The following is a 24,676-nucleotide window of genomic DNA, read 5'->3' as shown; positions in this document are numbered from 1 at the left end:
CGGCCGCCGGCGCGAACGCCGTCCGCTTCGGCCTCGCGGACACCAGCCTTCTCCTCTGTGTCTCCCACCGCACGACGAAGTCCGGCTCGGCACTCGGCGGACCGGACGACCACGACCGCGAGCGCGCATACGAGCGCGAGCGTGAGCGCGATGGCGCCGAGCATCCCCCGGGACCTCGTCGCCGAGGTCCCGGACGTCGGCGCCCACCGCGCGGGGCCGCCCGACGGACGCGGCCGGGCTCAAGGGCCCCGCTCCGCCGCCGCCACCGCCGTCGCCGTCGCCGCGAAACAGCGGAGGACAACGCTGGAGTACGCTCCTGACCAGGCCGGCCAGGCGCGCGAACCGGCCGGCGTCAGGAGGCGTGCGGCACCGGTCCTGAAGCCGGGCGGGAGCGAGAGCGACCTTCGGGAACCGCCGGCGATCGCGCCGCCCTCGGTGGGGACTTGAGGTGTGGGGGCGTACCGGTCGTCGCTCCGGCGAAGGCACCGGCCCGGCGTTCCACGGTCGGAAACCAACGAGGTCAGGTGCGTCCGGTGACCTCGGGGGCCGATTCTGCGTCTCACTGAGTGGAGGAGCGCGGCGACGCCACGAAAAGTGCCGTGGCCGAGACTTCGCCCGGCCTGTGCCCTGGCTTTCCGGGGCACTGGGCCGAGTCGAGGGGGGAAGGCGACATGGTTGCCCCGGTCCGTACTAGGACGTGTGCCGGGACGCGAGACGAAGCCGCGGTGAGGATGCCGGGGGCGGGAGGGGCAGGAGAATGACACGAAGCAGCGTGCGCGGAGAAGGGGCTCTGCCGCACACTCGGCGCGGCGACGAACCCGGTGGGGCGGGCGAGGCGCAGGGCGCGGACGGCAGACGGCACAAAGAGGGCTCACGGGGGCGGTCCGACGACCGCGAGCCGCAGGGCGGCAGCCGCGGGCCCGGAGCGGAGTCGAGACCCCCGCGCCCGAAGCGGCGAATACTGCGCTGGTCGGCGATGACGCTGACGGTGGTGATACTGGGGACCGCCGGCGCGGGTTACCTCTACTACGAGCACCTCAACAGCAACATCAAGAAGGACAAGCTCAACCTCGGTGACAACGCCGCGCCCAAGGCGAGCGCGAACGCCGCCGGTCAGAGTCCGCTGAACATCCTGATGATCGGCTCGGACAGCCGGAACACCGCGGAGGACCTCAAGCTGGGCGGCTCCAAGGGGGATGTGGGCCGCCCGCCGCTCGCGGATGTGCAGATGCTGGTGCACGTCTCGGCCGACCGCAGCAACATGTCCGTGGTCAGCCTCCCGCGCGACACCATGATCCCCATCCCCAAGTGCACCGACCCGCACACCCACCAGGTGTACGAGCCGCTCTCCCTGTCCATGGCGAACGAATCGCTGGGCCGCGGCGGTCCCGGCTGCACGGTCGCCACCTGGGAGAAGCTCACCGACATCCACATCGACCACTTCATGATGGTCGACTTCTCCGGAGTCGTGTCGATGGCGGACGCCATCGGAGGCGTCCCGGTCTGCGTGCGGCAGAACGTCTACTCGCACACCTCGGACGGCCACGGATCCGGACTGAAGCTGAAGGCGGGCACCACGCCGGTCAAGGGAAAGCAGGCCCTGCAGTGGCTGCGCACCCGCTATGGCTTCGAGGACGGCACCGACCTCGGCCGTACCCACGCCCAGCACATGTACATGAACTCGATGGTGCGCCAGCTGCGCGAGAACGCGACGCTCAGCAACCCCGACGAGATGCGCAGCCTGGCGGAGACCGCGACGAAGGCGCTCACGGTCGACGAGGGCCTGGGAACGGTCAAGAAGCTGTACGACCTGTCCGAGGACTTCAAGCGGGTGCCCACCAAGGGCATCACGATGACGACGCTGCCCACGGAGCAGTGGTCGCAGGACCACAACCGGCTGGTGCCCCTGCCCGGTGACGCCGACCAGCTCATCTCCATGATCCGTAAGGACACTCCGCTGAACGGCCACGGCGCGAAGCCGAAGGCCGAGCAGACATCGAAGGACCCCGCGGCCCCGGACGGCCAGATCGCCGTACAGGTCCGCAACGGCACCGGGGTGAACGGCCTCGCCCCGACGCCCCAGCGGGCCCTCGCGGTCGAACAGGCCCTGCGGGGCAAGGGGTTCACCCAGGCCACGAAGGACACGGAACTGACGCCCGAGGCCGAGACCACCGTCCTCTACCCCAGCACCGACCTGGAGGGCGACGCCCAGGCGGTGGCCAAGGCGATGGGGGTGCCGGTGAGTTCGGTGCGCAAGTCGACCGACGTCTCGGGAGTCACGATGATCGTGGGCGCGGACTGGCGTACCGGGAACACCTATCCGGCATCCGCGCAGCCGACCAAGGCACCCAAGTCCGCCGCCGTGCTGAGCGGTGACAAGGAGGACGCCTGCATGGAGGTCCAGCAGGGGTTCACCTGGGGGTGAGCGGGACGCGCTGACCGCGCCGGCGGAACGCGCACACGTGAAGGGGCCGCAGCTCCGTGCGGAGCTGCGGCCCCTTTCGGCGTGCCCGTGGTCCGGACGTACGGCGTGCCCGTGGTCCGGACGCGGACGGCAGGTACGCGGCCGTCCGCGTCCGGATCTCGCCGCCGGATCTCGCCGCCGGACGGGAACCACCCTGCTAGGGAAGGTTCCTCGCCATCACGATCCGCTGCACCTGGTTCGTGCCTTCGTAGATCTGGGTGATCTTGGCGTCGCGCATCATGCGCTCGACCGGGTAGTCACGGGTGTAGCCGTAGCCGCCGAGCAGCTGGACGGCGTCCGTGGTGACCTCCATGGCGACGTCGGAGGCGAAGCACTTGGCCGCCGCGCCCTGGAAGGTCAGGCCGCCTTCCTTGCCTCCGGCGGTGACGCGCTCGGACGTGGCGGCCGCCGCGTACGTCAGCTGCCGGGCCGCCTCGATCTTCATGGCCATGTCGGCGAGCATGAACTGGATGCCCTGGAAGTCGGCGATCGCCTTGCCGAACTGCTTGCGCTCGCGGACATAGCCCTTGGCGTAGTCGAGAGCGCCCTGGGCGATGCCGAGCGCCTGGGCCGCGATCGTGATGCGGGTGTGGTCCAGGGTCTTCATCGCGGTGGCGAAGCCGGTGCCCTCCTCGCCGATCATGCGGTCCGCGGGGATGCGGACGTTGTCGAGATAGACCTCGCGCGTCGGGCTGCCCTTGATGCCGAGCTTCTTCTCCGGGGCGCCGAAGGAGACGCCCTCGTCCGACTTCTCGACCACGAAGGCCGATATGCCCTTGGAGCGCTTCGTGGGGTCGGTGACGGCCATCACCGTGTAGTACTCGGACTCACCCGCGTTGGTGATCCAGCGCTTCACGCCGTTGAGGACGTAGGAGTCGCCGTCGCGGACCGCCTTCGTCTTCATGCCCGCCGCGTCCGAGCCCGCGTCCGGCTCGGAGAGGGCGTACGAGAACATGCCGTCGCCCGCCGCCAGGGGCGCCAGGTACTTCTGCTTCAGGGCCTCGGAACCGGAGAGGATCACCGGGAGCGAGCCGAGCTTGTTCACGGCCGGGATGAGAGAGGAGCTGGCGCACACCCGCGCCACCTCCTCGATCACGATCACGGTGGCGAGCGCGTCGGCGCCGGCACCGCCGTACGTCTCCGGCACGTGCACGGCGTGCAGGTCGGAGGAGACCAGGGCATCCAGGGCCTCCTGCGGGAAACGGGCTTCCTCGTCGACCACCGCCGCGTACGGCGCGATCTTCGCCTCGGCCAGCGAACGGATCGCGTCCCGGAGCATGTCGTGCTCCTCGGAAGGGCGGTACAGGTCGAAATCAGCCGATCCGGCCAAGGTCTCTCACGCTCCAAAGACGCTAATTACCGTTAAGTAACCCAAATTTTAGGGGCCTGCCCACGGGAGGTATACGTGAGCTTCGCGACAGCGGGAAACCTGCCCGGCGAGGGGCCCCGTCATGCCCCGACTATGCTCGGGCAGCGCACCCACGGCCGTATACCCCAGGAGCACGCATGGCCCTCAAGATCACCGTGATCGGTACCGGCTATCTCGGCGCCACCCACGCCGCCGCCATGGCCGAACTCGGTTTCGAGGTGCTGGGGCTCGACGTCGTCCCCGAGAAGATCGAGATGCTCCAGCGGGGCGAGGTCCCGATGTACGAGCCGGGCCTCGAGGAGCTGCTGCGCAAGCACGTGGCGGGCATCGAGGGGTCCACCGGGCGCCTGCGTTTCACCATGGACTGGGCCGAGGTCGGGCAGTTCGGCGACGTCCACTTCGTCTGCGTGAACACCCCGCAGAAGCACGGCGAGTACGCGTGCGACATGTCGTACGTCGACGCGGCGTTCGAGTCGCTGGCCCCGCATCTGAAGGGGCCCGCCCTCGTCGTCGGCAAGTCCACCGTGCCCGTGGGTTCCGCGGAACGGCTGGCACGGACGCTCGCCGAGCTGTCGCCCGCCGGCGAGGACGCCGAGCTCGCCTGGAACCCGGAGTTCCTGCGCGAGGGCTTCGCCGTGCAGGACACGCTGCACCCCGACCGGATCGTGGTGGGCGTGCGCGGCGAGCGGTCCGAGAAGCTGCTGCGCGAGGTGTACACGACGCCGGTCGCCGAGGGCTCGCCCTTCGTGGTGACCGACTTCCCGACCGCCGAGCTGGTGAAGACCTCCGCGAACTCCTTCCTCGCGACCAAGATCTCCTTCATCAACGCCATGGCCGAGGTCTGCGAGGCGGCCGGCGGCGATGTCGCCATGCTGGCCGAGGCCATAGGACACGACGAGCGCATCGGCAAGAAGTTCCTGCGGGCCGGGATCGGCTTCGGCGGCGGCTGTCTGCCCAAGGACATCCGCGCCTTCATGGCACGCGCCGGTGAGCTGGGCGCCGACCAGGCGCTGACCTTCCTGCGCGAGATCGACTCCATCAACATGCGGCGGCGCGGCCAGATGGTCGAGATGGCCCGCGAGGCGCTCGGCGGCGGTTCGTTCCTCGGCAAGCGGGTCGCCGTGCTCGGCGCGACCTTCAAGCCCGACTCCGACGACGTACGGGACTCGCCGGCGCTGAACGTCGCCGGGCAGATCCACCTCCAGGGCGGCCAGGTCACCGTCTACGACCCCAAGGGCATGGCGAACGCCAAGCGGCTCTTCCCGACGCTCGGGTACGCGGACTCGGCCGCCGGGGCCGTCCGCGGCGCCGATGTCGTCCTGCACCTCACCGAGTGGCGCGAGTTCCGTGAGCTGGACCCCGCGGCCCTGGGCGAGGCGGCCACCGCCCGCGTGCTCCTCGACGGGCGCAACGCCCTCGACCCCGAGCTGTGGCGGCGGGCCGGCTGGACGTACCGGGCGATGGGACGGCCCACCGCCTGACCCGCCCGCCCGCCCCGGCTTGCGGCCCCTCCTCGAAGGACCACACGCTGTCCCTGACGCCCCTTGTGTGCGATCTGTCCCGTTGTGGTCCGGTCACCTGATGCCACGGCGTCGACCGCAGGCGCCTCTTCGGTGACGCGCCTGTCCGGTCCCGACGACGGAGGGCGGTGACGCACGGGTGACCGACGGGTCGCGTCGTTCGCACGGACGGCCGGGTAGTCCCGGCACAGGTCCGGGCCCGGATTCGGGCACAGGTCAGGGCACAGGTCCGGACGCGGGCCGCGGCTCCGGACGCGGTGGACGGCGGGCGCGGTACGTCGTACGGGGGAGCCGGCCCGTCGGCGGAGTGGGCGCGGTGGCCCGGGCTCGTACGGCCGGGACCGCGGCGCGGCGCGGCGGGGACCGCGACAGCGTGACCGCGGACGTGAGCGGCGGACTGCGGGTGACCGCCGCGTACGCCTGGCGGCTGCTCGTGCTGGGAGCGGCCGCGTACGCGTGCTTCAAGATCCTGGGACGGCTGCAACTGGTCGCCGTCGCGCTGTTCCTCGCGCTGGTGGTGACCTCGGTGCTGCGTCCGGCGGCCAATCTGCTGGCCCGGTGGCTGCCGCGGGGTCTGGCGACCGCGGTGAGCCTGGTGGGCAGCGTGGTGATGGTGCTCGGGCTGCTGGCCCTGGTCGGCGGTCTGGTCGCGAGTGAATCGGGGCGGCTGGGCGAGGAGTTCGCCGGGGGCGCCGGACGGATCGAGCGGTGGCTGGAGGGATCTCCCTTCCACGTGGGCCACGCGGCGCTGGCGAACCTTCAGGACAAGGCGACCGCGTACCTCTCACAGCACCGTTCCGCACTGCTCAGCAGCGCGCTCAGCGGCGCCGGGCGGGTGCTGGAGGTGCTGGCCGGCGGCGTGCTCGCGCTGTTCTGCTCCCTGTTCTTCATCCACTCCGGTGAACGGTTCTGGCACTGGTTCCAGGCGCTGCTGCCCGAGCGTGCGCGGGACCCGTGGGACCGCGCGGGACGGGCGGCCTGGCGGACGTTCGCCGGGTACACCCGGGGCATCATCATCGTGGCCGCCACCAACGCCGTGGTGGTGGGCATCGCGTTGTTCCTGCTGGGCGTGCCGCTGGCGCTGCCGCTGATGCTGCTGGAGTTCTTCGCCGCGTTCGTCCCGCTGGTGGGCTCGCCCGTCGCGCTCGCCGTGGCCACGGTCGTCGCCCTGGCCTCGCGGGGTCCGGTGGTCGCCGTCGTGGTCCTCGCCCTCATCGTGGTCGTCGGCCAGCTCGAGGGCCATGTGCTGCATCCGCTGGTGCTCAGCTGGGCGGTCCGGCTGCACCCCGTGGTGGTGGCACTCTCCGTCATCGCCGGCGGCGTCCTGGCCGGGGTGATCGGCGCGGTCGTCGCCGTTCCGATGGTGTCGGTCGCCTGGTCCGTGTTCGGCGCGCTGCGCGCCCCGCCCGCCCCGTCCGTACCGGACCCGCACGCCAACGACAAACCACACTCATAGCCGTATTCAGGGCATTCCTCGCATCTCGTTTCAACCCCGGGGTTGGGGGGACCCGACAGACAGAGGCGCACATCGGGCGCCGGCGAGGAGGCTCTGCCCCATGTCAACAGGAACACTTCTGGCCATCATCATTCCTGTCGTGGTGGTGATCGCCCTGATCGCGGTGGTGGCTTCACAGCTCATGCGGCGCCGGAAGCTGCGGGAGCGCTTCGGTCCGGAGTACGAGCGAACGGTGGAGAGCGCCGACAACCGCTCGGCCGCGGAGCGCGACCTCAAGGACCGTGAGAAGCGGCACGACTCCCTGGACATCAGGCCGCTGGACAGCGGCACCAAGGACCGGTACACCCGCGACTGGGCCGGCGTACAGGAAGACTTCGTGGATCACCCGGAGGGCGCCGTGCACGACGCGGACCGCCTGGTGACCTCACTGATGAACGAACGCGGCTATCCGACCCAGGACTTCGAGCAGCAGCTCAGGGACCTCTCGGTCGAGCACGGCCGCACCCTGGAGCACTACCGGGCCGCCCATGACGTGGACGGACTCAGCACACGGCACCAGGCGACGACGGAGCAGCTGCGGGGGGCCATGGTGCACTACCGCGCCCTCTTCGACGAGCTGCTCTCCGACGGCGGCCGTCGCCGCCACGCGCGGGCCTGACCGGCCCGGACGGAACGGAGTGAGTGATGCACCGCCAGGACACACGAGGCCATGACATGCCGGACACCGCCACCGAGAGCGGCCTGTCCACCGACGATCTCGCCCGGCCCCGCGACCGCGCCGGCGAGGACACGTCGGGCCCGCCGCCCGACGCGCCGATGTTCCCCGGCGAGAGCACGGCCACGCCGAGCGACGCCCCGGAGCGCGAGGACGACACCGGGTTCGACGACGCCGGACGTGAGGACACGGGACGCGCGGACACCGGGCGCGAAGGTGCCAGGGGCGAGGAGGACACCGGGCGCGACACCGGGGGCCCGGACGACCGGGCCGGGGGCACCGACACGCGGGCGGCGGGCTCGCGGGACCGGACCACCGGCGGCGGCTCCGCCCAGGACACCCAGGACGCCGACGACACTCCCCAACTCCTCAGCCCGCAGGACGAAGAGGCGTTCCGCGCCCGCTGGCAGGAGGTGCAGAGCCAGTTCGTCGACGACCCGCGCGACGCCGTGCACACCGCCGACGCCCTCGTCGCGGACGTGATGCAGCGGCTCGCCGCCACCTTCGCCGATCACAAACAGGAACTGGAAGGACAGTGGAACCGGGGTGAGCAGGCGGACACGGAGAACCTGCGCCTGGCCCTGCGCCACTACCGCTCGTTCTTCAACCGGCTGCTGGTCACCTGACCCGGCGCGGCGGCACCCGGACGACGCCGGTCCGGCCGAGGCTCAGTCGGCCGGACCGGCGTCGCACCACATTCTCCACCGTCCCCGGGACCGGCGCGGCCGGTTGGCCCACTTCGTACGGCTCCGTCACCTACTTCGCGCGGTAGCGGCGCATCTTGGCGCGCGCCCCGCAGACCGACATCGAGCACCAGCGGCCGCGGCCGGCCGGGGAGCGGTCGTAGTACGCCCAGTGACAGGTCGACGCCTCGCAGGCCTTCAGCCGGACCCAGGTGCCGTCGACGAGCGACTCCGCGATGGCCGCGGCGACCCGGGAGGTGAGGGACTCGTTCACGGCGGGCGCCGGGGTGACGGGGGCCGAGAGGACGGCCGGTGCCGAAGTGACGGCGGGGACGGCGGGGGCGGCCGGAGCGAAGCCCGCGCCGCCGTCCCGTCCGTCGACCGTGAGGTACAGGGGCGCACCGGCCAGCAGCTCGCCGAGCGGGGTGACCTGCCGGTGCGGCGGATGGTCGGCGTGCGCCAGGCACACCGCGCGCAGCGACTCGCGCAGTTCGCGTGCCGCCTCGGTGCCGCCTGCCGCGAGGCCGAACGCGGCCCGGCCCTCGGCGGTGTCCAGCCGGTCCGCGCCCGATTCGAGGTCGAGGGTGTTCACCAGGGACTGGATCAGGGCCAGTCCTCCGGGTGCGGGTGCGCGGTCGTTCATGGTTGCGACGTTACCTCCTGTGCGGGAGCATGCAGTAACGCTGTTACCTCATTCAGGGGTCTACAGGTAACCATTCTCCCGTAGGAGGAGTCATGGCTCTCGCCAAGCTCGGCGTCGTCGTCCTGGACTGTCCCGACCCGCGCGCGCTGGCCGGGTTCTACGCCGAGGTGCTGGGCGGCACCGTGGAAACCGAGGAGAGAGACGCGGCAGACGCGGGAACCACCGGTAACACCGACTGGGTGGATCTGACAGTGCCCGGCGGACAGTCGCTGGCGTTCCAGGCCGCTCCCGGGCACGTACCGCCGCGGTGGCCGGCGCCCGAGGGCTCGCAGCAGTTCCACCTGGACCTGACCGTCGACGACCTGGACGCGGCCGAGGAGGGCGTGCTCGCGCTCGGCGCCCGGCCGCTGGACGCGGAGGACCGTTCGCGGAGCTGGCGGGTCTACGCCGACCCCGCGGGGCACCCGTTCTGCCTCTGCGCCTGCTGACCGGGGCGGGCCCGGAGCCGGGTCCTGGCCCCTGCGGCCGGGTCAGCCGTCCAGTTCGGCGATCCTGGCCGTGGACGGCTGGCGGCGCTGCTGGGCCGCCCGCGCCGTGAAGTCGGCACTGCGCACGATTCGCTGGACGTTCCCCCAGGTCAGCAGGGCGAGATCGGCATCGGACCAGCCGCGGGCCAGGAGTTCGGCGATCAGGTTCGGGTAGCAGGACGCGTCGGCGAGGTCCTGCGGGTGCGCGGCCCCGGAGTCGTACGTCCCCGAGACGCCGACGCACTCCGGGCCCGCGACGGCCCGGACGTGGTCGAGGTGGTCGGCGACGTCCCGGACCGTCGGGCCCGCCTGCTCGGCGGTGAGGGGGACCATGCACACCCCCTTCGACGCGCCCAGTCCGGCGAGGACGTCGTCGGACAGGTTCGCCGGGTGGGGACGGAGCGCGCGGGCCGCCGAACGGGTGAACAGGACCGGGGCCTTGGAGGCCGCCAGGGTACGGGCGATGGTGGCGTCCGAGGTCCCGGAGAGGTCGGCGATCACGCCCAGCCGGTTCATCTCGCGCAGTACCTCCTCCCCGAACCTGGTCAGGCCCGCCTGGCTGGCCCAGGAGGCACCCGCCAGGGTGAGGACCCGCAGGCCGAGGGTGCGCAGGGCCCGCAGGATGCCGAGCGAGTCGCCGAGCGCGGCGGCACCGGCCGGGCCCAGCAGCACGGCCACCCGGCGGCAGTGCCGGGCGTCGTTGACCTCGGAGGCGGTGTGCGCCATCCGCAGCCCCTCGGGGTGGGCCTGGACCACGGTGCGCACCAGGTCCAGCTGTTCCAGGGTGGCGCCGACGGCCCGGTCCCCGGCCAGTCCCTCGGGCAGGTGCAGCGACCAGAACAACGCGCCGACATGCCCCTCCCGCAGCCGCGGCACATCCGTGTCCACGGCGCTCTCGCCGACCTCCAGGTCGTACCAGGGAAGGTGTCGCAGTGCCCAGGGCAGCCCGCTGTAGCCGTCGGCGACGGGATGACCGGCGAGGAAGCTGCGCGCCCGCACCAGGGGATCGGCGTCCGGGGCGTTCTCCCGCACCGCGGCCGGCGCGGACTCCGGGACGTCCAGGTCCGCCGTCCCGGACTCCGGCCCGGCCTCCGCCCAGGCAGCGGGCCGGTCGAGCTCCGCCACCTCGGGGGTGGGGTGCAGTTCTTCCTGCAGGTCTGCCATGACGTCGGCTCCGTTGCGTGGACGGTGATCGCAGTACCGTCACCGTCGCACGGGGCGCGGGGGAGCTTCCTGGTGGACGGGGCGTTCGGGGGTACGTCCCGTCCACCGGGAAGCGGCCGGAGCGGTCAGCCGTCGAGCTGGGCCAGCGTCGCGTTCGACGGACCGCGCGTCGCCCGCAGGCCGCGGGCCACATCCTCGGCCGCGCCCAGCACCCTCACCGCGTTCTGCCAGGTCAGCTTGGCGAGGTCGGCGCGGGACCAGCCGCGGGCGAACAGCTCCGCGATCAGGTTCGGATAGCCGGAGACGTCGTCGAGGCCCTCGGGCGTGAACGCCGTGCCGTCGAAGTCGCCGCCGATGCCGAGGTGGTCGACGCCGGCGACCTCGCGCATGTGGTCGAGATGGTCCGCCACCGTCGACACCGTGGCGACGGGCCTCGGGTGGGTCTCCTCGAAGACGCGGTGGACCTTCATCCCCTCGGGGGTGGTGTCGAGGTGGTGGAGGCCGTGCGCGCGCATGTTCTCGTCGGCCTCGGCCGTCCAGTCGACCGCCGCCTGCAGGACGAACTTCGGTACGAACGTCACCATCGCCGTTCCCCCGTTGGCGGGCAGCCGCTCCAGGACGTCGTCCGGGATGTTGCGCGGGTGGTCGCAGACCGCGCGCGAGGAGGAGTGCGAGAAGATCACCGGGGCGGCGGAGGTGTCCAGCGCGTCCCGCATGGTCGTCGCCGCGACGTGCGAGAGGTCGACCAGCATGCCCTCGCGGTTCATCTCCCGGACGACCTCGCGGCCGAAGGCGGACAGGCCGCCGACGGCGGGGACGTCCGTGGCCGAGTCCGCCCACGCGGTGTTGTCGTTGTGGGTGAGCGTCATGTAGCGCACGCCCAGCGCGTACAACCCCCGCAGCGCTCCGAGGGAGTTGTCGATGGAGTGACCGCCCTCCGCGCCCATGAGCGAGGCGATGCGGCCTTCCGCCCGTGCCGCCGTCATGTCCGCCGCCGTCAGCGCGGCACGCAGGTCGGCCGGGTGACGGTCGATCAGCTGCCGTACGCAGTCGATCTGTTCGAGCGTCATGGTGAGCGGGTCGGGCAGGTCCGAGCGGACGTACACCGACCAGTACTGCGCGCCGACGCCGCCCGCGCGCAGCCGCGCCAGGTCGGTGTGGAGGTGGGCGCTCTGGTCGGTGGCGATGTCGCGGGCGCCGAGGTCGTAGCGCACCTGTTCCCGCAGCGCCCAGGGGAGGTCGTTGTGCCCGTCGACCACGGGGAACTCCCGCAGCAGGTCCAGGGCTTCGTCGAGGGAGGCCATCCGCGTCACTTCCCGAAGCCGAAGCCGCCGGCCGCGCCCTCGACCTTGGCCCGCAGCTGCTTGCCCTTCTCGGTGGCCTGGTCGTTCAGCTCCTGCTGGAAGTCCCGCATGCGGGTGAGGAGTTCCTCGTCGTGCGCGGCGAGCATCCGGGCCGCCAGCAGGCCCGCGTTGCGCGCGCCGCCGACGGAGACGGTCGCGACGGGGACGCCGGCCGGCATCTGCACGATCGACAGCAGCGAGTCCATGCCGTCGAGGTACTTCAGCGGGACCGGTACGCCGATGACGGGCAGCGGGGTGACCGAGGCGAGCATGCCGGGCAGGTGGGCGGCGCCGCCGGCACCCGCGATGATCGCCTTGAGTCCACGCCCGGCGGCCTGCTCGCCGTACGCGATCATCTCGTGCGGCATGCGGTGCGCGGAGACGACGTCGACCTCGTAGGGGATCTCGAACTCGTGGAGGGCCTGGGCGGCGGCCTCCATGACGGGCCAGTCGGAGTCCGACCCCATGACGATGCCTACTACTGGGCTCATTCGGTGATCGTGCCTCTCAGGTAACCGGCTGCGTGGCGGGCGCGATCGAGGACGTCGTCCAGGTCGTCGCCGTAGGTGTTGACGTGGCCGACCTTGCGGCCGGGCTTCACGTCCTTGCCGTACATGTGGATCTTCAGCTGGGGGTCGCGGGCCATGCAGTGCAGGTACGCGGAGTACATGTCCGGGTAGTCGCCGCCGAGGACGTTGACCATGACCGTCCACCGGGCGCGCGGGCGCGGGTCGCCGAGGGGGAGGTCGAGGACCGCGCGGACGTGGTTGGCGAACTGGGAGGTGATCGCGCCGTCCTGGCTCCAGTGGCCCGAGTTGTGCGGGCGCATGGCCAGTTCGTTGACGAGAATGCCGGGCGTCCCGTCGGGCTCGCGGATCTCGAACAGTTCGACGGCCAGATGACCCACGACGCCGAGTTCCTTCGCGATGCGCAGGGCGAGCTCCTCGGCCCTCAGGGCCAGCTCGTCCGGGATCCCTGGCGCGGGCGCGATCACCGTGTCGCAGACGCCGCCGACCTGCTGGGACTCGACGACCGGGTACGCGACCGCCTGGCCGTGCGGTGAGCGGACGACGTTCGCCGCCAGTTCCCGTACGAAGTCGACCTTCTCCTCGGCCAGCACGGGGACGCCGGCGCGGAAGGGCTCGGCCGCCTCCTCCAGGGAGCGTACGAACCAGACCCCCTTGCCGTCGTAGCCGCCGCGGACGGTCTTCAGGATCACCGGGAAACCGTCGCCCTCGGCGCCGGGCGCGAGGCCCTCGGCCGCGAAGGCGGCGACGTCGTCGACGTCGCCCACGATCCGGTGCCGCGGACAGGGCACGCCGAGCGCGTCGAGCTTCGCGCGCATCACCCCCTTGTCCTGGGCGTGCACGAGCGCGTCGGGTCCCGGACGGACGGGGATGCCGTCCGCCTCCAGGGCGCGCAGATGCTCGCTGGGCACATGTTCGTGATCGAAGGTGATCACATCGCAGCCCCGCGCGAAGTCACGCAGCGTGTCGAGGTCGCGGTAGTCGCCGATGACGACATCACCGACCACTTGCGCCGCGGAATCCTGAGGGGTGTCACTGAGGAGCTTGAACCTGATGCCGAGCGGGATGCCCGCCTCGTGTGTCATACGAGCGAGCTGACCCCCGCCGACCATGCCGACTACCGGGAACGTCACGCTCCAAGAGTATCGGCCGCGCCACGGCAACCGGATTCCGCTCTCCGCGCGCCCTCCCCCGCCCGCCGCGCGGCCCGCCCCTCCCCCCGCCGTACGCCCCGCGCCCGCCCCGTCGGTGAGCCGCGTTTTCCGCACCCGTGAGTCCGGCCACAGGCAGGACGGGGAGCCGCTGGTTAGCATGGCCGGGTTGAAATAACCGAACGACGACCGACCGATGACCGAACGACGGGGGCTGGCGACACCATGGGCAGTGCTTCTTCGGGGCTTCCTACGAGGCCTCGCAGCGCGGTTCGCCGCCGTTTCGACCAGCTCCTGCGCGAAGTCGCCAAATTCGGCGCGGTCGGCGGCGCGGGCCTGCTCGTCAACCTGGTGACCTTCAACCTGGTCCGGCACGCCACCGGCCTGCAGGTCGTCCGGGCCAGTGTCATCGCCACGGTCGTCGCCATCGTCTTCAACTACGTCGGGTTCCGCTACTTCACCTACCGGGACCGCGACCGCGGCGGCCGTACCCGGGAGATGACCCTCTTCGTGCTGTTCAGCGCGGTGGGACTGGTCATCGAGAACGGCGTGCTGTACGTGGCGACGTACAGCTTCGGCTGGGACAGCCCGCTGCAGAGCAACGTCTTCAAGTTCGTCGGCATCGGCATCGCGACCCTGTTCCGCTTCTGGTCGTACCGCACCTGGGTGTTCCGCACGCTGCCGGCCGAGGAGCCCGCGACCGGGACGGAGCCGGGGGCGGAGCTGCGGACGCGGGCCGTCCTCGACGCGGCGGAGGCGCAGACCGGCGCCGAGCGCGCGCCGGCCAGGGCCCGGGCCAACTAGGACGCGCCCGGCGTCGCGGGGCGGGCGGGACCTTCCGCCGCGCCGGAGCCCCGCTACCGGACCGTCGGCTCCTCGTCGTCCACCAGTGGCGGCCTCTTCAGCGGCGTACGGGACAGGAACAGGCCGAACACCGGCGGCTGCGCCTGGAGCATCTCCAGACGGCCCCCGTCGGCCTCCGCGAGGTCGCGGGCGACCGCGAGGCCGATACCGGTGGAGTTGCGGCCGCTGATGGTGCGCTCGAAGATGCGGGCGCCCAGGTCGGTGGGGACCCCGGGGCCCTCGTCCGTGACCTCGACGACGGCCTGGTTGCCGGTGACCCGGGTGCGCAGGGCGACGGTGCCGCCGCCGTGCATGAGCGAGTTCTCGATGAGCGCGGCCAGCACCTGGGCGACCGCGCCCGGGGTGCCGACGGCCCGCAGGTGCCGCTTGCCCGAGCTGACGATGGCGCGGCCCGCGCTGCGGTAGGCGGGGCGCCACTCCTCCAGCTGCTGCTTGATGACCTCGTCGAGGTCGAAGGAGACGGCGGAGCCCGTACGGGGGTCACGGGCGTTGGTCAGCAGGCGCTCCACGACGTCCGTGAGCCGCTCGACCTGGGTGAGCGCGATCGTCGCCTCTTCCTTCACGATGTTCGGGTCATCCGTGAGGGTGATTTCCTCCAGCCGCATGGAGAGGGCCGTGAGGGGCGTACGGAGCTGGTGGGAGGCGTCGGCGGCCAGGCGGCGCTCGGCGGTCAGCATGCGGGCGATGCGTTCCGCGCTGCTGTCCAGGACGTCCGCGACACGGTCCAGTTCCGGCACGCTGTAGCGCTTGTGTCGGGGGCGGGGGTCGCCGGAGCCGAGCCGCTCGGCGGTCTCCGCGAGGTCGGTGAGTGGGGAGGCCAGGCGGTTGGCCTGGCGTACGGCGAGCAGCACGGCGGCGATGATCGCGAGCAGGGCGACCGCCGCGATGATCAGGAGCGTGCGGCCGACCTCGCGGGTCACGGCCGAGCGGGGCTCCTGGACGACGACGGTCTCGCCCTCCTCGCCCTTGGCCGTGGAGTGGATGACGTCGCCGCTGGGCTGGATCCCGACCTCGATGGGGGGCCGGCCGGGGACCCGGATCACGGCGTAGCGGTCCTCCGCGACCTGGTTCCTGAGGATCTCCGCGTTGATGTGTTCCTCGCCGAGGATGCGGCTGTCCACGATGCTGGCGAGGCGCAGGGCTTCGGAGTCCACGCGTTCCTGGGCGCTGTTGCTGATGGTGCGGGTCTCGACGATCACGAGGGAGACGCCGAAGACGGCGATCACCACGAGGACGACGGCGAGGGTGGACTGGATGAGGCGGCGACGCACGGGGCCCTCCGGGCGGGTGGCTGTACGGGGACCAGTGTGCACTGTTGTGGTGGCGGGCGGGTTTCCTCGCCCCCGCCGCCCCTGCCCGACCCATCCCGTACCTGGAGGCTCCGCCCCCAGGCCCCCGCCAAGGGGCTTCGCCCCCTGGACCCCCGATCGCCCCAAGGGCTCGTCCTCAAACGCCGGACGGGCTGGATGTGCGGGCCTCCGCCAGATGGTCGAGGCCCGTGCCGAGAAGGTCGGGGCCGGCCCGGAGGTGGGGGCCGGCCTCGGGCGGGGGCATGTCTTTCAGCCCGTCCGGCGTTTGAGGACGAGGCCGTTCAGGCCGATGCCGGGGTCCCGGGCGGCAGTCCCCCGTCAGCTCTTCTCGAAGCGGAAACCGACACCCCGTACCGTCGCGATGTACCGGGGGTTCGCCGCATCGTCACCGAGCTTCTTGCGCAGCCAGGAGATGTGCATGTCGAGGGTCTTGGTGGACGACCACCACGTGGTGTCCCAGACCTCGCGCATGAGCTGGTCCCGGGTGACGACCCGCCCCGCGTCCCGGACCAGCACCCTCAGCAGGTCGAACTCCTTGGCCGTGAGCTGGAGTTCCTCGTCACCCATCCAGGCCCGGTGCGACTCGACGTCGATCCGCACCCCGTGCGTGGCGGGCGGCTGCTGCGGCTCGGCGGCGCCACGCCGCAGGAGCGCCCGGACGCGGGCGAGCAGTTCGGCGAGGCGGAACGGCTTGGTCACGTAGTCGTCGGCGCCCGCGTCGAGACCGACGACGGTGTCCACCTCGTCGGCGCGCGCGGTCAGGATGAGGATGGGGACGGTGTGGCCTTCGGCACGGAGCCGGCGGGCCACTTCCAGGCCGTCCATTCCGGGCAGCCCCAGGTCCAGGACGACCAGGTCGACGCCGCCCTGCATTCCGGCGTCGAGCGCGGTGGGTCCGTCCTCGCGCACTTCGACCTCGTAACCCTCCCGGCGCAGGGCACGGGCCAGCGGCTCCGAGATGGACGCGTCGTCCTCGGCGAGCAGTACACGGGTCATGGGGTGATGGTAGTCCGCCTCGGACAGCACCTGTGGTGTGATCGGCGACCGGGATTCTTACCTACGGCCCGCCGGGGAGCCACCTTCGGCTGGTGGGCACGATCTTGGGTAAGGCCTTCGAATATGCTTCCGTGGTTCCATTATCACCTGTGATCCATCTCTCAAGTCCTTTCATATGCGGCATTGACATGTCGTATGGTGACCAGACGCCTGTTGCACCGCACTGGGACCTTTGGCGCGTTACGTGACGCTGAGGGTCTCTTTTGTGTGCGGGCTGGTGTTTCGCCAGCCTCGACAGGAATGACCTGTGGCCGGGCCCGAGCGCATCGACGCGTGACGGGCGTGGATCCCGGCGGTCGCCGTGCACCGCTTCGCGAACCGGAGCGGACTCCCCGTGGGCGTGGGGTGGACGGATCGGACCCCGCCGGTGCCGGCCGCCCCCCACCGGGCGCGTCACGCTCCAGCGGCGCGTCCCGACCAGCAAGGAACGACCATGGCGTCCAGCCTGACGAAGGACTCGGTCACCCCGGGCACCCCCGGTTCCGGGAAGACCTTCTTCGGCCACCCCCGCGGACTGGCCACTCTCTTCATGACCGAGATGTGGGAGCGTTTCTCCTACTACGGCATGAAGGCTCTGCTCCCGCTGTACCTGGTGGCACCGGGCGGCCTGCACATGAGCGCGGCCAACGCGACCGCGATCTACTCCGTGTACCTGTCCCTGGTGTACCTCCTCGCCCTGCCGGGCGGCTGGGTCGCCGACCGTGTGCTCGGCCCCCGCAAGACGGTCGCCGTCGCGGGCCTGATCATCATGCTGGGCCATCTCACGCTCGCCCTGCCCACCTCCGGCACCTTCTTCGCGGGGCTCGGCCTCGTGGCCATCGGTTCCGGTCTGCTCAAGGCCAACATCTCGACGATGGTCGGCCACCTCTACAACGGCCCGGACGACGCGCGCCGCGACGGTGGCTTCACGCTCTTCTACATCGGCATCAACCTGGGCGCCTTCATCGCGCCGCTGGTCATCGGCACCGTCGGCGAGAACGTGAACTGGCACCTGGGCTTCGCGATCGCCGCGCTCGGCATGGCCCTGGGCCTGGCCCAGTACCTGCTCGGCGGCCGTCACCTGAGCCCCCGCTCGCAGGAGGTCCCCACGCCCCTGTCGGCCGAGGAGAAGTCCGCGACGCTGCGCAAGTCGGCGTTCTGGGCGGCCGTCGCCGTCGTCTTCTACGCGATCGTCGGCTTCTCGGGCCACTACACGCTGAACTGGCTGCTGGTCCCGATCACGGTCGCCGGTCTGGTCATCCCGGTCATGGTCATCGGCCGTATCAAGCGGGACAAGGACCTGAACCGCGCCGAGCAGTCGAAGATGTCCGCGTACATCTGGTTCTTCGTCGCCGCGGCCGTCTTCTGGATGATCTACGACCAGGGCGGCTCGACCATGTCGATCTTCGCCGACTCGTCCGCCAAGAACACCGTCTTCGGGTGGGACTTCCCGGTCTCCTGGTACCAGTCGGTCAACCCGGTCATGATCATGGCGCTCGCCCCGGTCTTCGCCTGGGCGTGGCTGGCGCTGAACAAGCGCGGCAAGGAGCCGAGCACGGCCACGAAGTTCGCCTCCGGCCTGATCCTGGTCGGCGCGTCGTTCTTCCTCTTCCTGGCCCCGCTGACGATCGCCGAGGGCGGTCACAAGGCCGCGGCGATGTGGCTGGTGGCGATCTACTTCGTGCAGACCGTCGGCGAGCTGACGCTCTCTCCGGTGGGTCTGTCGGTCACGACGAAGATGGCGCCCGCGAAGTACGCCTCCCAGATGATGGGTGTCTGGTTCCTGGCGGTCACCGCCGGTGACGCCACGACCGGCATCCTCTCCATCGCCGAGGTCGACCTCAACAAGACGGGCATCGTCGCCCTGGAGGCCACGCTCGCCGTGATCGCCGGCGTCGCGGTCTGGATGTACCGCAAGCGGGTCAAGGACCTGATGGGCGACGTCAACTGACGCACCCGCGCCGGGGCTTCCCCGGGCCGGAGCCCGACACCCGGAGGGCCACCGCACCCCATCGGCGCGGTGGCCCTCCGGCGTTCCCGCGCCGCGGGCGCGGGGACGGTCAGTGCGGGTGGCGGCGGGGCAGGAACGTGAAGACCGCTCCGCCGAGCAGGATCACCGTTCCGGCGACCAGCCCCAGCGCCCTGAGCGCGCCGTGGCTGTCGGAGCCCGTCTCCGCGAGGCCGCCGGACGTCGACCCGGACGACGTGCCACCGGACGTGGAGGAGGACCCTCCTCCGCCCGACGCCCCGCCCTCCTGCCGTGCGGTGTCCAGGGTCAGGGAGACCTGTGACGTCGCCGGGGTGCAGGTGGTGGTGGTGCCGAGGGCCGTCACCGTCAGCACCCCGGGCGCCAGGGTGGACTCACCGCTCGCGCCGGGCTTGTACGTACCCGTGAGGTCGGGGACCCCGATCGGGTCCCCGGACTTGATCGGCTGGGCGTTGGCCGGCCCCTCGACATGGACCGTGCCCTTGTCCGCGCCGCCCAGCACCACCTCCATCGACGGCTTGACCGAGTTCGCGGGAATGTCGGCCGGACTGTCCATCACGGACTTCTTGAACCGGACGGTGAGATCGAAGCTCCCGCCGTTCTTCCGTGCGTCGATCTGCACGGGAGAGGCGGCGTTCTTGTCCCCGATCGGCGTCTTGCACGCGTAGGCGACGGAGACCTCCTTGCCGGTGAAGTCCGTCTGTCCCCCGCTGTCGCTCGGGCTCGCCGACGAGGATCCGGTGGGCTGCGTCGACGCCGTGCCGGAGGGAGTGGCCGAGGGCGTCGTCGTCGGCGTCGATGACGGCGTGGGTGTCGGTGACGTCGGGGAACCTGTCACCTCGATCGTCGCCGCCGGCTGCACCGCCCCGGTCGGTGCGCACTTCGTGTCCGTCGAGAAGGCGTTGATGACGTACGCGTCCGGGGTCAGCGTGACCGTGCCGGGCGCCGTCAGCTTCAGGGTGCCCCTCATGTCGGAGAGCACCATGGCCCCGCCCTTGGGTATGGCGGGGTTCTCGCGGGGTCCTTGCATCGCGAGGTCCGCGGTCTGCGCACCGGCCGCCTTCAGGGTGCCGCTCGGCTGGACCGAGTCGGCCGGGAGGTCGATGAGGTCGGGGTTCTTCGACGCGGCCCGCGTGAACTTCCAGACCACCTCGACCTCGTCGCCCACGCTCGCCGTCGCGGGCGCCGTGACCTGCACCTCGGTGGTGCCCTCGACGGGGTCGAGGCCGGAGGCCGGAGGCGGAACGCACCGGGTCGCGTAGGACACCCCGGCGGCCTGTGCGGGGCCCGCCGCGACGCCCACCAGAAGGCCCGCTCCGGCCAGCATCAGCGCGAACCCGGCCGCGCTCGCTCTCCGGCCGCCCCCAGGGACTGTTCTCCGCCCGTCCGAGGGGGCGCCTCGCCGCCCTCCCGCCGACGCAACTCTCCATCGCGTACTCACGTGTTCCCCTTCGTCGTCGGACTGTTCTCTTGCGGTGCGGAGAGCTGACCGTTCGCGGTGCCACCGGGATCGTTGTCCGGCGTGAACCACGGCAGGGCCGGGGTGGCGGCGGTCTTCGGTACGCGGTTCCCCGCCGCGGCGGACGTCCTCGCCCCGGGCGCGGCGGGTGGGGACGGTGGGGCGGGGGAACCGCCCGGCCTCGGCAGCCGGAGAGTGCGGCCGGCCAGCCGCAGGCCCCGGTGCGGGCCCGCACGCCGCGCCGGCCGGCGCGGCCGCACCCGGTCCACCACGGCCATCCCGATCCGGAACACCGCCGCCGGGACGACCACGCCCAGCAGGATCCAGAAGAGCGTCACGCCCCAGGGGCGGCCGACGCCCCACGGCTGTTCGGCGAGGACCTTCCCGCCGTACCTCAGCGAGACCGTGTAGTCGCCGTGCGCCCCGGCCGCGAGCTCCACCGGGAGGGTGATCCGCGCCTTCCCGCCGGGCGCGACCGTGCCGCGCCACTGCTGTTCCTCCCACTGCGGCGCGAACACCCCGTGCGAGGTGCCGACCTGGAAGACGGGGTCCTTGACGGAGGCGGTGCCGACGTTGCCGACGGTGAAGACGAGGTCCCGGGCGGGCGGCGCGCCGAACCAGGTCAGCACCCCGCCGGAGCCGTCCAGCCGGGTGACGGTGAGCACCGCCAGACGTCCCGCGCCCGACTCCTTCGGCAGCGGTTCGACGGGGTGCCCGGCGACCATGAAGACGGCGTCGGCCGCCGCCTGTCCGCCCGTGACCGTGGCGACGTGCACGACGCACGGGCACGGCTCGGGCGGCTCGGTGACCGGCAGTTTCCTCTCGAAGTTCCCCTTCGCGTCGGTGGTGACGGCCCGGCCGCCCGCGTTGGCACAGGAGTTGGTGCCGCCGATCACCCCGCGGGACGGCACGGACTGCCCGCAGATCAGCATCATCAGCAGCGTCCTCGGCCGCCATCCGCTGCCGGTCACGGTGACCGAACCGCCCGTCCCCGCCTCGGAGGCGGACAGTTCCACCCCCGGTCTCCCCGCGGCGGACGCGACCGACGCGACGGACACGACGGCCGTCCCCGTCACGGGGACCAGGAGCAGCGCGACCGCCGCCACCCGCACCACCACCGCCCGCACCGTCACGCGCGCCCTGCCATCGACGAAGCTCACGACACCGCTCCCGTCCACTCCGCGTCGGTACGCGCCGGTTCCGTACGCGCCACTTCCGTGCGCGCCGGTGCGCACGCCCCGTCATCCCTCGTACGGCGCCCGCGCCGCCGTACGACGAACAGCGCGGCGACCGCCGCGAGACCGCCCCCGACACCCGCCACCGCGCCCCAGGGCACGAACCGCACCGGCGTGGAGGCGGTGGCGCGCGCCCCTCCCGCCGCTGTCACCGTGAGCCGCACGTCGACCGCGTCCAGCGCCGGCGGGTCGCGCCACGGTTCGGTGAGCGTCACGCGACGGCCCGGCGGGAGTTCGACGGGAAGGGCCCTCGGAGGTCGGTCGAGGACCCTGCCGAGGACACCGTCGGCGCGTACCGCGAGCTTCGGGGTGAGCACGGTGTTGCCGCGGTTGACCAGCTCGTACGAGATGCGTCCGCCATGGAGGGTGAGGTGCTCGACCGTGAGCGCCGACAGCGTCGGCCCGCCGACCCGCAGCCGCACCCGTACCGCCGAGGTGCGGCCGCCGGCGCTCGCGACGATCGCCCCCGGATGGTCGCCGGGCGTCGCGCCCGGCGGAACGCTCACGCTGAACGGCACGTCGGCGCGGGTGCGCGCGGGCACCCGGACGGACACCGCGCCGGCCGGCGCCCGGTGTCCCTCCCGCTCCTCGGCGAAGGCGATCCAGGCGCCCGTGTCCGTCGGCCTCCCGGTGGTACGGACGGTGAGGCCGCCGCGCGCGGTGCTGTCGGCGTCCGCGCCGCGCAGCCGGACCGTCAGCGGCCCCGCGCCCGGGTTGAGCACGGACACGGTGTCCTGGAGGACCGTGCCGGGAGTCCCCTCCGCGTAGACGTACGGCCGCCCGGTGCCCGTGCCCGCGGACGGCACGACGGACCAGTCGTCCTCCCCCGCGGCGGCCGGGGGTGCGGCCAGCGACAGCAGCACGCCGACGGCACAGCACAGAACACGGGCGTACGGCATCGGCGGCTCCTGGTCGTCGTACGGGTCAACGCGTCAGCGGCGTGCCGCCTGATGCCTGCGCGTCAGCCACAGCGCACCCGCCGCGCCGACGAGCAGCACCGTGCCGCCGAGCGTGCCGAGAGCCGGCGCCGAGTCGGCGGGACCGGTCTGCGGGAGCTGCCCGCCGGAGCCGGAGCCGGTCTGGGAACCCGACCCGCTCGACCCTCCGGACCCGCTCGACCCGCTCGATCCGCCCGAACCGGTCCCGCCTCCCGCGGCCGTGACGTCGAGGGTCAGCGAGGGCCCCGGGTTGTTGGTGGGCGTGCAGGTGGTGGTCGTACCGAGCGCCTTGATGGTCAGGACGCCCGCCGTGAAGGTGACCTTGCCGCTCTTGGACGGGGTGTACGTCCCGCTCAAGTCACTGATCTTGATGGGGGTGTTGGCGGGGATCGCGGCCGCGTTGGCCGGGCCGCTCACCGCGACGGTGCCGCTGTCCGCACCGCCCACCTTGATGACCGCGCTCGGGCTCATCGCGCCCTTGCCCAGCTCGACCGGGCTGGAGGAGACGCCCTTCTGCCAGGACATGGTGAGCCGGTAGGCGCTGCCGCTCCTGACGCTCTTGATGTCGATGGGTGAGACGGCGCTCTTGTCGCCGATCGGCGTCTTGCACTGGTAGTTGACGTCCACCACGGCGGCCTGGGCGGCGGGGGCGGCCGTCAGCACCGCCGAGCCGGCCAGGGCCGCGGCGAGCGCGAGCGCGGCGGTTCGTTTCTGGTACGTCCGGTTCGGCACGGCCTGCCCCTCACTCCTGACAGATTCCTGACGGAACATCAGATCGGCCGTCAAGGTACGCCCGGCGCCTTGTGGAGGGAAGACAAAGCGCGCGCCGGATCTGAGGAGATCCAGCGCGCGTGCGGCAGGTACGAAGAAGCGTCATGACCGCGGGTAACTCCTGGTGGGCGTCAGGCAGGTGCCCCGAGTTCCGCCCATACGGTCTTGCCGACGACGTCCGGGGCGCGGACGACTCCCCAGTCCAGGCACAGCCGCTGCACGATGAACATGCCGTGGCCGCCGGGCCGTCCGGCGCGGTGCGGGGTGCGCGGTGCGGGCTGACCGGTGCCCCGGTCGGAGACCTCGACGCGCAGCACCTTGTTGTCGCAGCTGATCCGGAGCTCCTCCGGACCCTCGGCGTGCAGACAGGCGTTGGTGACCAGTTCGGAGACGACCAGCAGGACGTCCTCGGCGGCGGCTCGCCGGTCGGCGCCCGCGGCGGGCAGCCATCCCCACGCGTGCAGCGCCTGGCGGGCGAAGTCGCGGGCGAGCGGCACGACGCCGCTCTCCCCCTCGAAACTCAGTCTGCGGGCCGACCGGCCGGCGGACGGAACGCCCGCGTCGTCCGCGGACACCGTCAGGGACACGCCGTCGGCGGTCGGGGCCACCGGGCGCCCGGACACGCTCACGCCGTCTCCCGACACCCCGGAAGCGCCGCCGTCGCCCGACTCCGGGCCGCGGTCGCCCGGCGAGTAAGGCCGGGTGGTGCTCATCAGCGCTTCACCTCACCGATTCACCAGTATCACGATTCAAGACTCAGTACTCAGCATGTGGTACGCACACCAGGGGCTTCCGCACTCAGGACCTCAGGGCACTTCCGCGTCCAGGACGCTCGGGACGAATATCTGCAGCGTTTCTCTCCGACGTTCCCACCGATTCCCACCAACACGGTCAGGATGTCTCCTGCCCGGCTGTCGCGCGGGAACACCCCCCTGGCCGACCGGGAATGTGTGACGGACGTGACGCTGCGGCCGTCCGGGGGGACCTGGACGCGGCAGAGCGGCGCCCGGACGCCCCGGCTAGTCGGCCAGCGCGGCATCGAGCGACTCGTGAACGGTGAAGACGGCGTCCGCCCCGGTGATCTCGAAGACCCGGGCCACCACCGGCAGCATCCCCGCCAGATGGACCCCGCCGCCCGCGGCCTCGGCCTTGAGCCGGGCGCCGAGCAACACGTTGAGTCCCGTGGAGTCGCAGAACTCCAGCCGTGAACAGTCCACGACGAGCCGGGAGTACCCCTTCTCGAGGCAGGCCTCGAGTGGCTCACGCAACAATTCGGCCGTGTGGTGATCCAACTCACCCGCGGGGGTCACGACGGCGCTAGAGCCCTCTTCCCGCACCTCGACAAGAAGCCGGCCCGACTGTGCGCTGCCGACCGTCCCGCGGTCCATGCCGTCTCTCTCCCGAGCGTCGTGGGTCCTGGTTACACACTCGAACACTACGCCTTCCCCACGATCTCCGACACCCGAACAACCCCTCGAAAACGGACATTTAGCAAGGAAAGGCACTTGCGAGGGA

23 protein-coding genes are annotated in these 24,676 nt (G+C 71.8%); 9 read left to right on the top strand and 14 right to left on the bottom strand.

Annotated elements, in window-relative coordinates; translation table 11 throughout:
• The first annotated feature begins 141 nt into the window (after nt 1–141).
• Together ABZV34_RS13610 and ABZV34_RS13605 are read left to right on the top strand one after the other, a co-directional pair.
• Nucleotides 142–447 (top strand): hypothetical protein, encoded by a 306-nt coding sequence (locus ABZV34_RS13610; RefSeq protein WP_356274631.1) that lies wholly within the window; start codon nt 142–144, stop codon nt 445–447.
• A gap of 310 nt (nt 448–757) precedes the next feature.
• Complete coding sequence (locus ABZV34_RS13605) at nt 758–2,425, top strand: LCP family protein (protein WP_356274629.1); 1,668 nt, start codon at nt 758–760, stop codon at nt 2,423–2,425.
• 196 nt (nt 2,426–2,621) lie between these two features.
• Here the strand turns inward: ABZV34_RS13605 and ABZV34_RS13600 are convergent, their stop codons facing one another.
• Nucleotides 2,622–3,794, bottom strand: a complete 1,173-nt coding sequence (locus ABZV34_RS13600; RefSeq protein WP_356274626.1) for an acyl-CoA dehydrogenase family protein — start codon at nt 3,792–3,794, stop codon at nt 2,622–2,624.
• Between the two features lie 176 nt (nt 3,795–3,970).
• Between ABZV34_RS13600 and ABZV34_RS13595 the strand changes: the two genes are divergently transcribed.
• From ABZV34_RS13595 to ABZV34_RS13580, 4 genes are all read left to right on the top strand, one after another.
• Nucleotides 3,971–5,314 carry a UDP-glucose/GDP-mannose dehydrogenase family protein gene (locus ABZV34_RS13595; RefSeq protein WP_356274623.1) on the top strand — a complete coding sequence of 448 codons (1,344 nt, stop codon included), beginning with the start codon at nt 3,971–3,973 and terminating at the stop codon, nt 5,312–5,314.
• A 412-nt stretch (nt 5,315–5,726) separates the two neighbouring features.
• Nucleotides 5,727–6,809 carry an AI-2E family transporter gene (locus ABZV34_RS13590; protein ID WP_356274620.1) on the top strand — a complete coding sequence of 361 codons (1,083 nt, stop codon included), beginning with the start codon at nt 5,727–5,729 and terminating at the stop codon, nt 6,807–6,809.
• A gap of 100 nt (nt 6,810–6,909) precedes the next feature.
• A complete protein-coding gene (locus ABZV34_RS13585) occupies nt 6,910–7,467 on the top strand; it encodes a hypothetical protein (protein ID WP_356274617.1) in 558 nt (185 codons plus the stop codon).
• Between the two features lie 26 nt (nt 7,468–7,493).
• Entirely contained in the window at nt 7,494–8,150 is a 657-nt protein-coding gene (locus ABZV34_RS13580; RefSeq protein ID WP_356274614.1) for a hypothetical protein, read from the top strand.
• A 130-nt stretch (nt 8,151–8,280) separates the two neighbouring features.
• On the opposite strand, the gene ABZV34_RS13575 is transcribed toward ABZV34_RS13580, so the two are convergent.
• Nucleotides 8,281–8,850 (bottom strand): CGNR zinc finger domain-containing protein, encoded by a 570-nt coding sequence (locus ABZV34_RS13575; RefSeq protein ID WP_356274612.1) that lies wholly within the window; start codon nt 8,848–8,850, stop codon nt 8,281–8,283.
• Between the two features lie 92 nt (nt 8,851–8,942).
• Between ABZV34_RS13575 and ABZV34_RS13570 the strand changes: the two genes are divergently transcribed.
• On the top strand, nt 8,943–9,338 hold the full coding sequence (locus tag ABZV34_RS13570) for a VOC family protein (protein WP_356274609.1): 396 nt from the start codon (nt 8,943–8,945) through the stop codon (nt 9,336–9,338).
• Nucleotides 9,339–9,380: 42 nt separating this feature from the next.
• Here ABZV34_RS13570 and ABZV34_RS13565 read toward each other — a convergent pair whose 3' ends face one another.
• The 4 genes from ABZV34_RS13565 to ABZV34_RS13550 all read right to left on the bottom strand — a co-directional run bounded on the left by ABZV34_RS13565 (nt 9,381) and on the right by ABZV34_RS13550 (nt 13,544).
• A complete protein-coding gene (locus tag ABZV34_RS13565) occupies nt 9,381–10,541 on the bottom strand; it encodes a dipeptidase (protein WP_356274606.1) in 1,161 nt (386 codons plus the stop codon).
• A 125-nt stretch (nt 10,542–10,666) separates the two neighbouring features.
• The gene (locus ABZV34_RS13560; protein ID WP_356274603.1) at nt 10,667–11,845 is read right to left on the bottom strand and encodes a dipeptidase; all 1,179 of its coding nucleotides are present in this window, start codon (nt 11,843–11,845) and stop codon (nt 10,667–10,669) included.
• A 5-nt stretch (nt 11,846–11,850) separates the two neighbouring features.
• Nucleotides 11,851–12,375 (bottom strand): 5-(carboxyamino)imidazole ribonucleotide mutase, encoded by a 525-nt coding sequence (purE, locus tag ABZV34_RS13555; protein ID WP_356274600.1) that lies wholly within the window; start codon nt 12,373–12,375, stop codon nt 11,851–11,853.
• Nucleotides 12,372–13,544: a 5-(carboxyamino)imidazole ribonucleotide synthase gene (locus ABZV34_RS13550; RefSeq protein ID WP_356274597.1), complete on the bottom strand. Its 1,173-nt coding sequence runs from the start codon at nt 13,542–13,544 to the stop codon at nt 12,372–12,374. The genes purE and ABZV34_RS13550 overlap by 4 nt, the downstream gene beginning before the upstream one ends.
• A 243-nt stretch (nt 13,545–13,787) precedes the next feature.
• On the opposite strand from ABZV34_RS13550, the gene ABZV34_RS13545 reads away from it, so the two are divergent.
• Nucleotides 13,788–14,366: a GtrA family protein gene (locus tag ABZV34_RS13545; protein ID WP_356274594.1), complete on the top strand. Its 579-nt coding sequence runs from the start codon at nt 13,788–13,790 to the stop codon at nt 14,364–14,366.
• A gap of 53 nt (nt 14,367–14,419) precedes the next feature.
• Here ABZV34_RS13545 and ABZV34_RS13540 read toward each other — a convergent pair whose 3' ends face one another.
• Nucleotides 14,420–15,697, bottom strand: a complete 1,278-nt coding sequence (locus ABZV34_RS13540; protein WP_356274591.1) for an ATP-binding protein — start codon at nt 15,695–15,697, stop codon at nt 14,420–14,422.
• Nucleotides 15,698–16,054: 357 nt separating this feature from the next.
• A complete protein-coding gene (locus ABZV34_RS13535) occupies nt 16,055–16,732 on the bottom strand; it encodes a response regulator transcription factor (RefSeq protein ID WP_018566970.1) in 678 nt (225 codons plus the stop codon).
• A gap of 493 nt (nt 16,733–17,225) precedes the next feature.
• On the opposite strand from ABZV34_RS13535, the gene ABZV34_RS13530 reads away from it, so the two are divergent.
• Nucleotides 17,226–18,722, top strand: a complete 1,497-nt coding sequence (locus ABZV34_RS13530) for an oligopeptide:H+ symporter (protein WP_356274589.1) — start codon at nt 17,226–17,228, stop codon at nt 18,720–18,722.
• A 109-nt stretch (nt 18,723–18,831) separates the two neighbouring features.
• Here ABZV34_RS13530 and ABZV34_RS13525 read toward each other — a convergent pair whose 3' ends face one another.
• From ABZV34_RS13525 to ABZV34_RS13500, 6 genes are all read right to left on the bottom strand, one after another.
• On the bottom strand, nt 18,832–20,085 hold the full coding sequence (locus ABZV34_RS13525; protein WP_356274586.1) for a hypothetical protein: 1,254 nt from the start codon (nt 20,083–20,085) through the stop codon (nt 18,832–18,834).
• Nucleotides 20,086–20,195: 110 nt separating this feature from the next.
• Nucleotides 20,196–21,308, bottom strand: a complete 1,113-nt coding sequence (locus tag ABZV34_RS13520; protein WP_356274738.1) for a hypothetical protein — start codon at nt 21,306–21,308, stop codon at nt 20,196–20,198.
• 65 nt (nt 21,309–21,373) lie between these two features.
• Nucleotides 21,374–22,351 (bottom strand): hypothetical protein, encoded by a 978-nt coding sequence (locus ABZV34_RS13515; protein WP_356274584.1) that lies wholly within the window; start codon nt 22,349–22,351, stop codon nt 21,374–21,376.
• Between the two features lie 33 nt (nt 22,352–22,384).
• Entirely contained in the window at nt 22,385–23,161 is a 777-nt protein-coding gene (locus ABZV34_RS13510; protein ID WP_356274735.1) for an LPXTG cell wall anchor domain-containing protein, read from the bottom strand.
• 131 nt (nt 23,162–23,292) lie between these two features.
• Complete coding sequence (locus ABZV34_RS13505) at nt 23,293–23,874, bottom strand: ATP-binding protein (protein WP_356274581.1); 582 nt, start codon at nt 23,872–23,874, stop codon at nt 23,293–23,295.
• Between the two features lie 306 nt (nt 23,875–24,180).
• On the bottom strand, nt 24,181–24,549 hold the full coding sequence (locus tag ABZV34_RS13500; RefSeq protein WP_168528463.1) for an STAS domain-containing protein: 369 nt from the start codon (nt 24,547–24,549) through the stop codon (nt 24,181–24,183).
• Nucleotides 24,550–24,676: the final 127 nt, after the last annotated feature.

The organism is Streptomyces sp. NPDC005195 (genome assembly GCF_040608315.1).
Taxonomy (GTDB): Bacteria; Actinomycetota; Actinomycetes; order Streptomycetales; family Streptomycetaceae; genus Streptomyces; species Streptomyces kaempferi.
Note: the sequence above shows the minus strand (reverse complement) of the source record. Positions and strands in the feature narration are given on the sequence as shown.

What these genes read in the sequence shown, in the direction of transcription:
- ABZV34_RS13605 (WP_356274629.1), top strand. Translation starts at nt 758, where the DNA reads ATGACACGAAGCAGCGTGCGCGGAGAAGGGGCTCTGCCGCACACTCGG.
- ABZV34_RS13595 (WP_356274623.1), top strand. Translation starts at nt 3,971, where the DNA reads ATGGCCCTCAAGATCACCGTGATCGGTACCGGCTATCTCGGCGCCACC.
- ABZV34_RS13585 (WP_356274617.1), top strand. Translation starts at nt 6,910, where the DNA reads ATGTCAACAGGAACACTTCTGGCCATCATCATTCCTGTCGTGGTGGTG.
- ABZV34_RS13580 (WP_356274614.1), top strand. Translation starts at nt 7,494, where the DNA reads ATGCACCGCCAGGACACACGAGGCCATGACATGCCGGACACCGCCACC.
- ABZV34_RS13575 (WP_356274612.1), bottom strand. Translation starts at nt 8,850, where the DNA reads ATGAACGACCGCGCACCCGCACCCGGAGGACTGGCCCTGATCCAGTCC.
- ABZV34_RS13570 (WP_356274609.1), top strand. Translation starts at nt 8,943, where the DNA reads ATGGCTCTCGCCAAGCTCGGCGTCGTCGTCCTGGACTGTCCCGACCCG.
- ABZV34_RS13565 (WP_356274606.1), bottom strand. Translation starts at nt 10,541, where the DNA reads ATGGCAGACCTGCAGGAAGAACTGCACCCCACCCCCGAGGTGGCGGAG.
- ABZV34_RS13560 (WP_356274603.1), bottom strand. Translation starts at nt 11,845, where the DNA reads ATGGCCTCCCTCGACGAAGCCCTGGACCTGCTGCGGGAGTTCCCCGTG.
- purE (WP_356274600.1), bottom strand. Translation starts at nt 12,375, where the DNA reads ATGAGCCCAGTAGTAGGCATCGTCATGGGGTCGGACTCCGACTGGCCC.
- ABZV34_RS13545 (WP_356274594.1), top strand. Translation starts at nt 13,788, where the DNA reads ATGGGCAGTGCTTCTTCGGGGCTTCCTACGAGGCCTCGCAGCGCGGTT.
- ABZV34_RS13535 (WP_018566970.1), bottom strand. Translation starts at nt 16,732, where the DNA reads ATGACCCGTGTACTGCTCGCCGAGGACGACGCGTCCATCTCGGAGCCG.
- ABZV34_RS13530 (WP_356274589.1), top strand. Translation starts at nt 17,226, where the DNA reads ATGGCGTCCAGCCTGACGAAGGACTCGGTCACCCCGGGCACCCCCGGT.
- ABZV34_RS13525 (WP_356274586.1), bottom strand. Translation starts at nt 20,085, where the DNA reads ATGCTGGCCGGAGCGGGCCTTCTGGTGGGCGTCGCGGCGGGCCCCGCA.
- ABZV34_RS13515 (WP_356274584.1), bottom strand. Translation starts at nt 22,351, where the DNA reads ATGCCGTACGCCCGTGTTCTGTGCTGTGCCGTCGGCGTGCTGCTGTCG.
- ABZV34_RS13510 (WP_356274735.1), bottom strand. Translation starts at nt 23,161, where the DNA reads ATGTTCCGTCAGGAATCTGTCAGGAGTGAGGGGCAGGCCGTGCCGAAC.
- ABZV34_RS13505 (WP_356274581.1), bottom strand. Translation starts at nt 23,874, where the DNA reads ATGAGCACCACCCGGCCTTACTCGCCGGGCGACCGCGGCCCGGAGTCG.
- ABZV34_RS13500 (WP_168528463.1), bottom strand. Translation starts at nt 24,549, where the DNA reads ATGGACCGCGGGACGGTCGGCAGCGCACAGTCGGGCCGGCTTCTTGTC.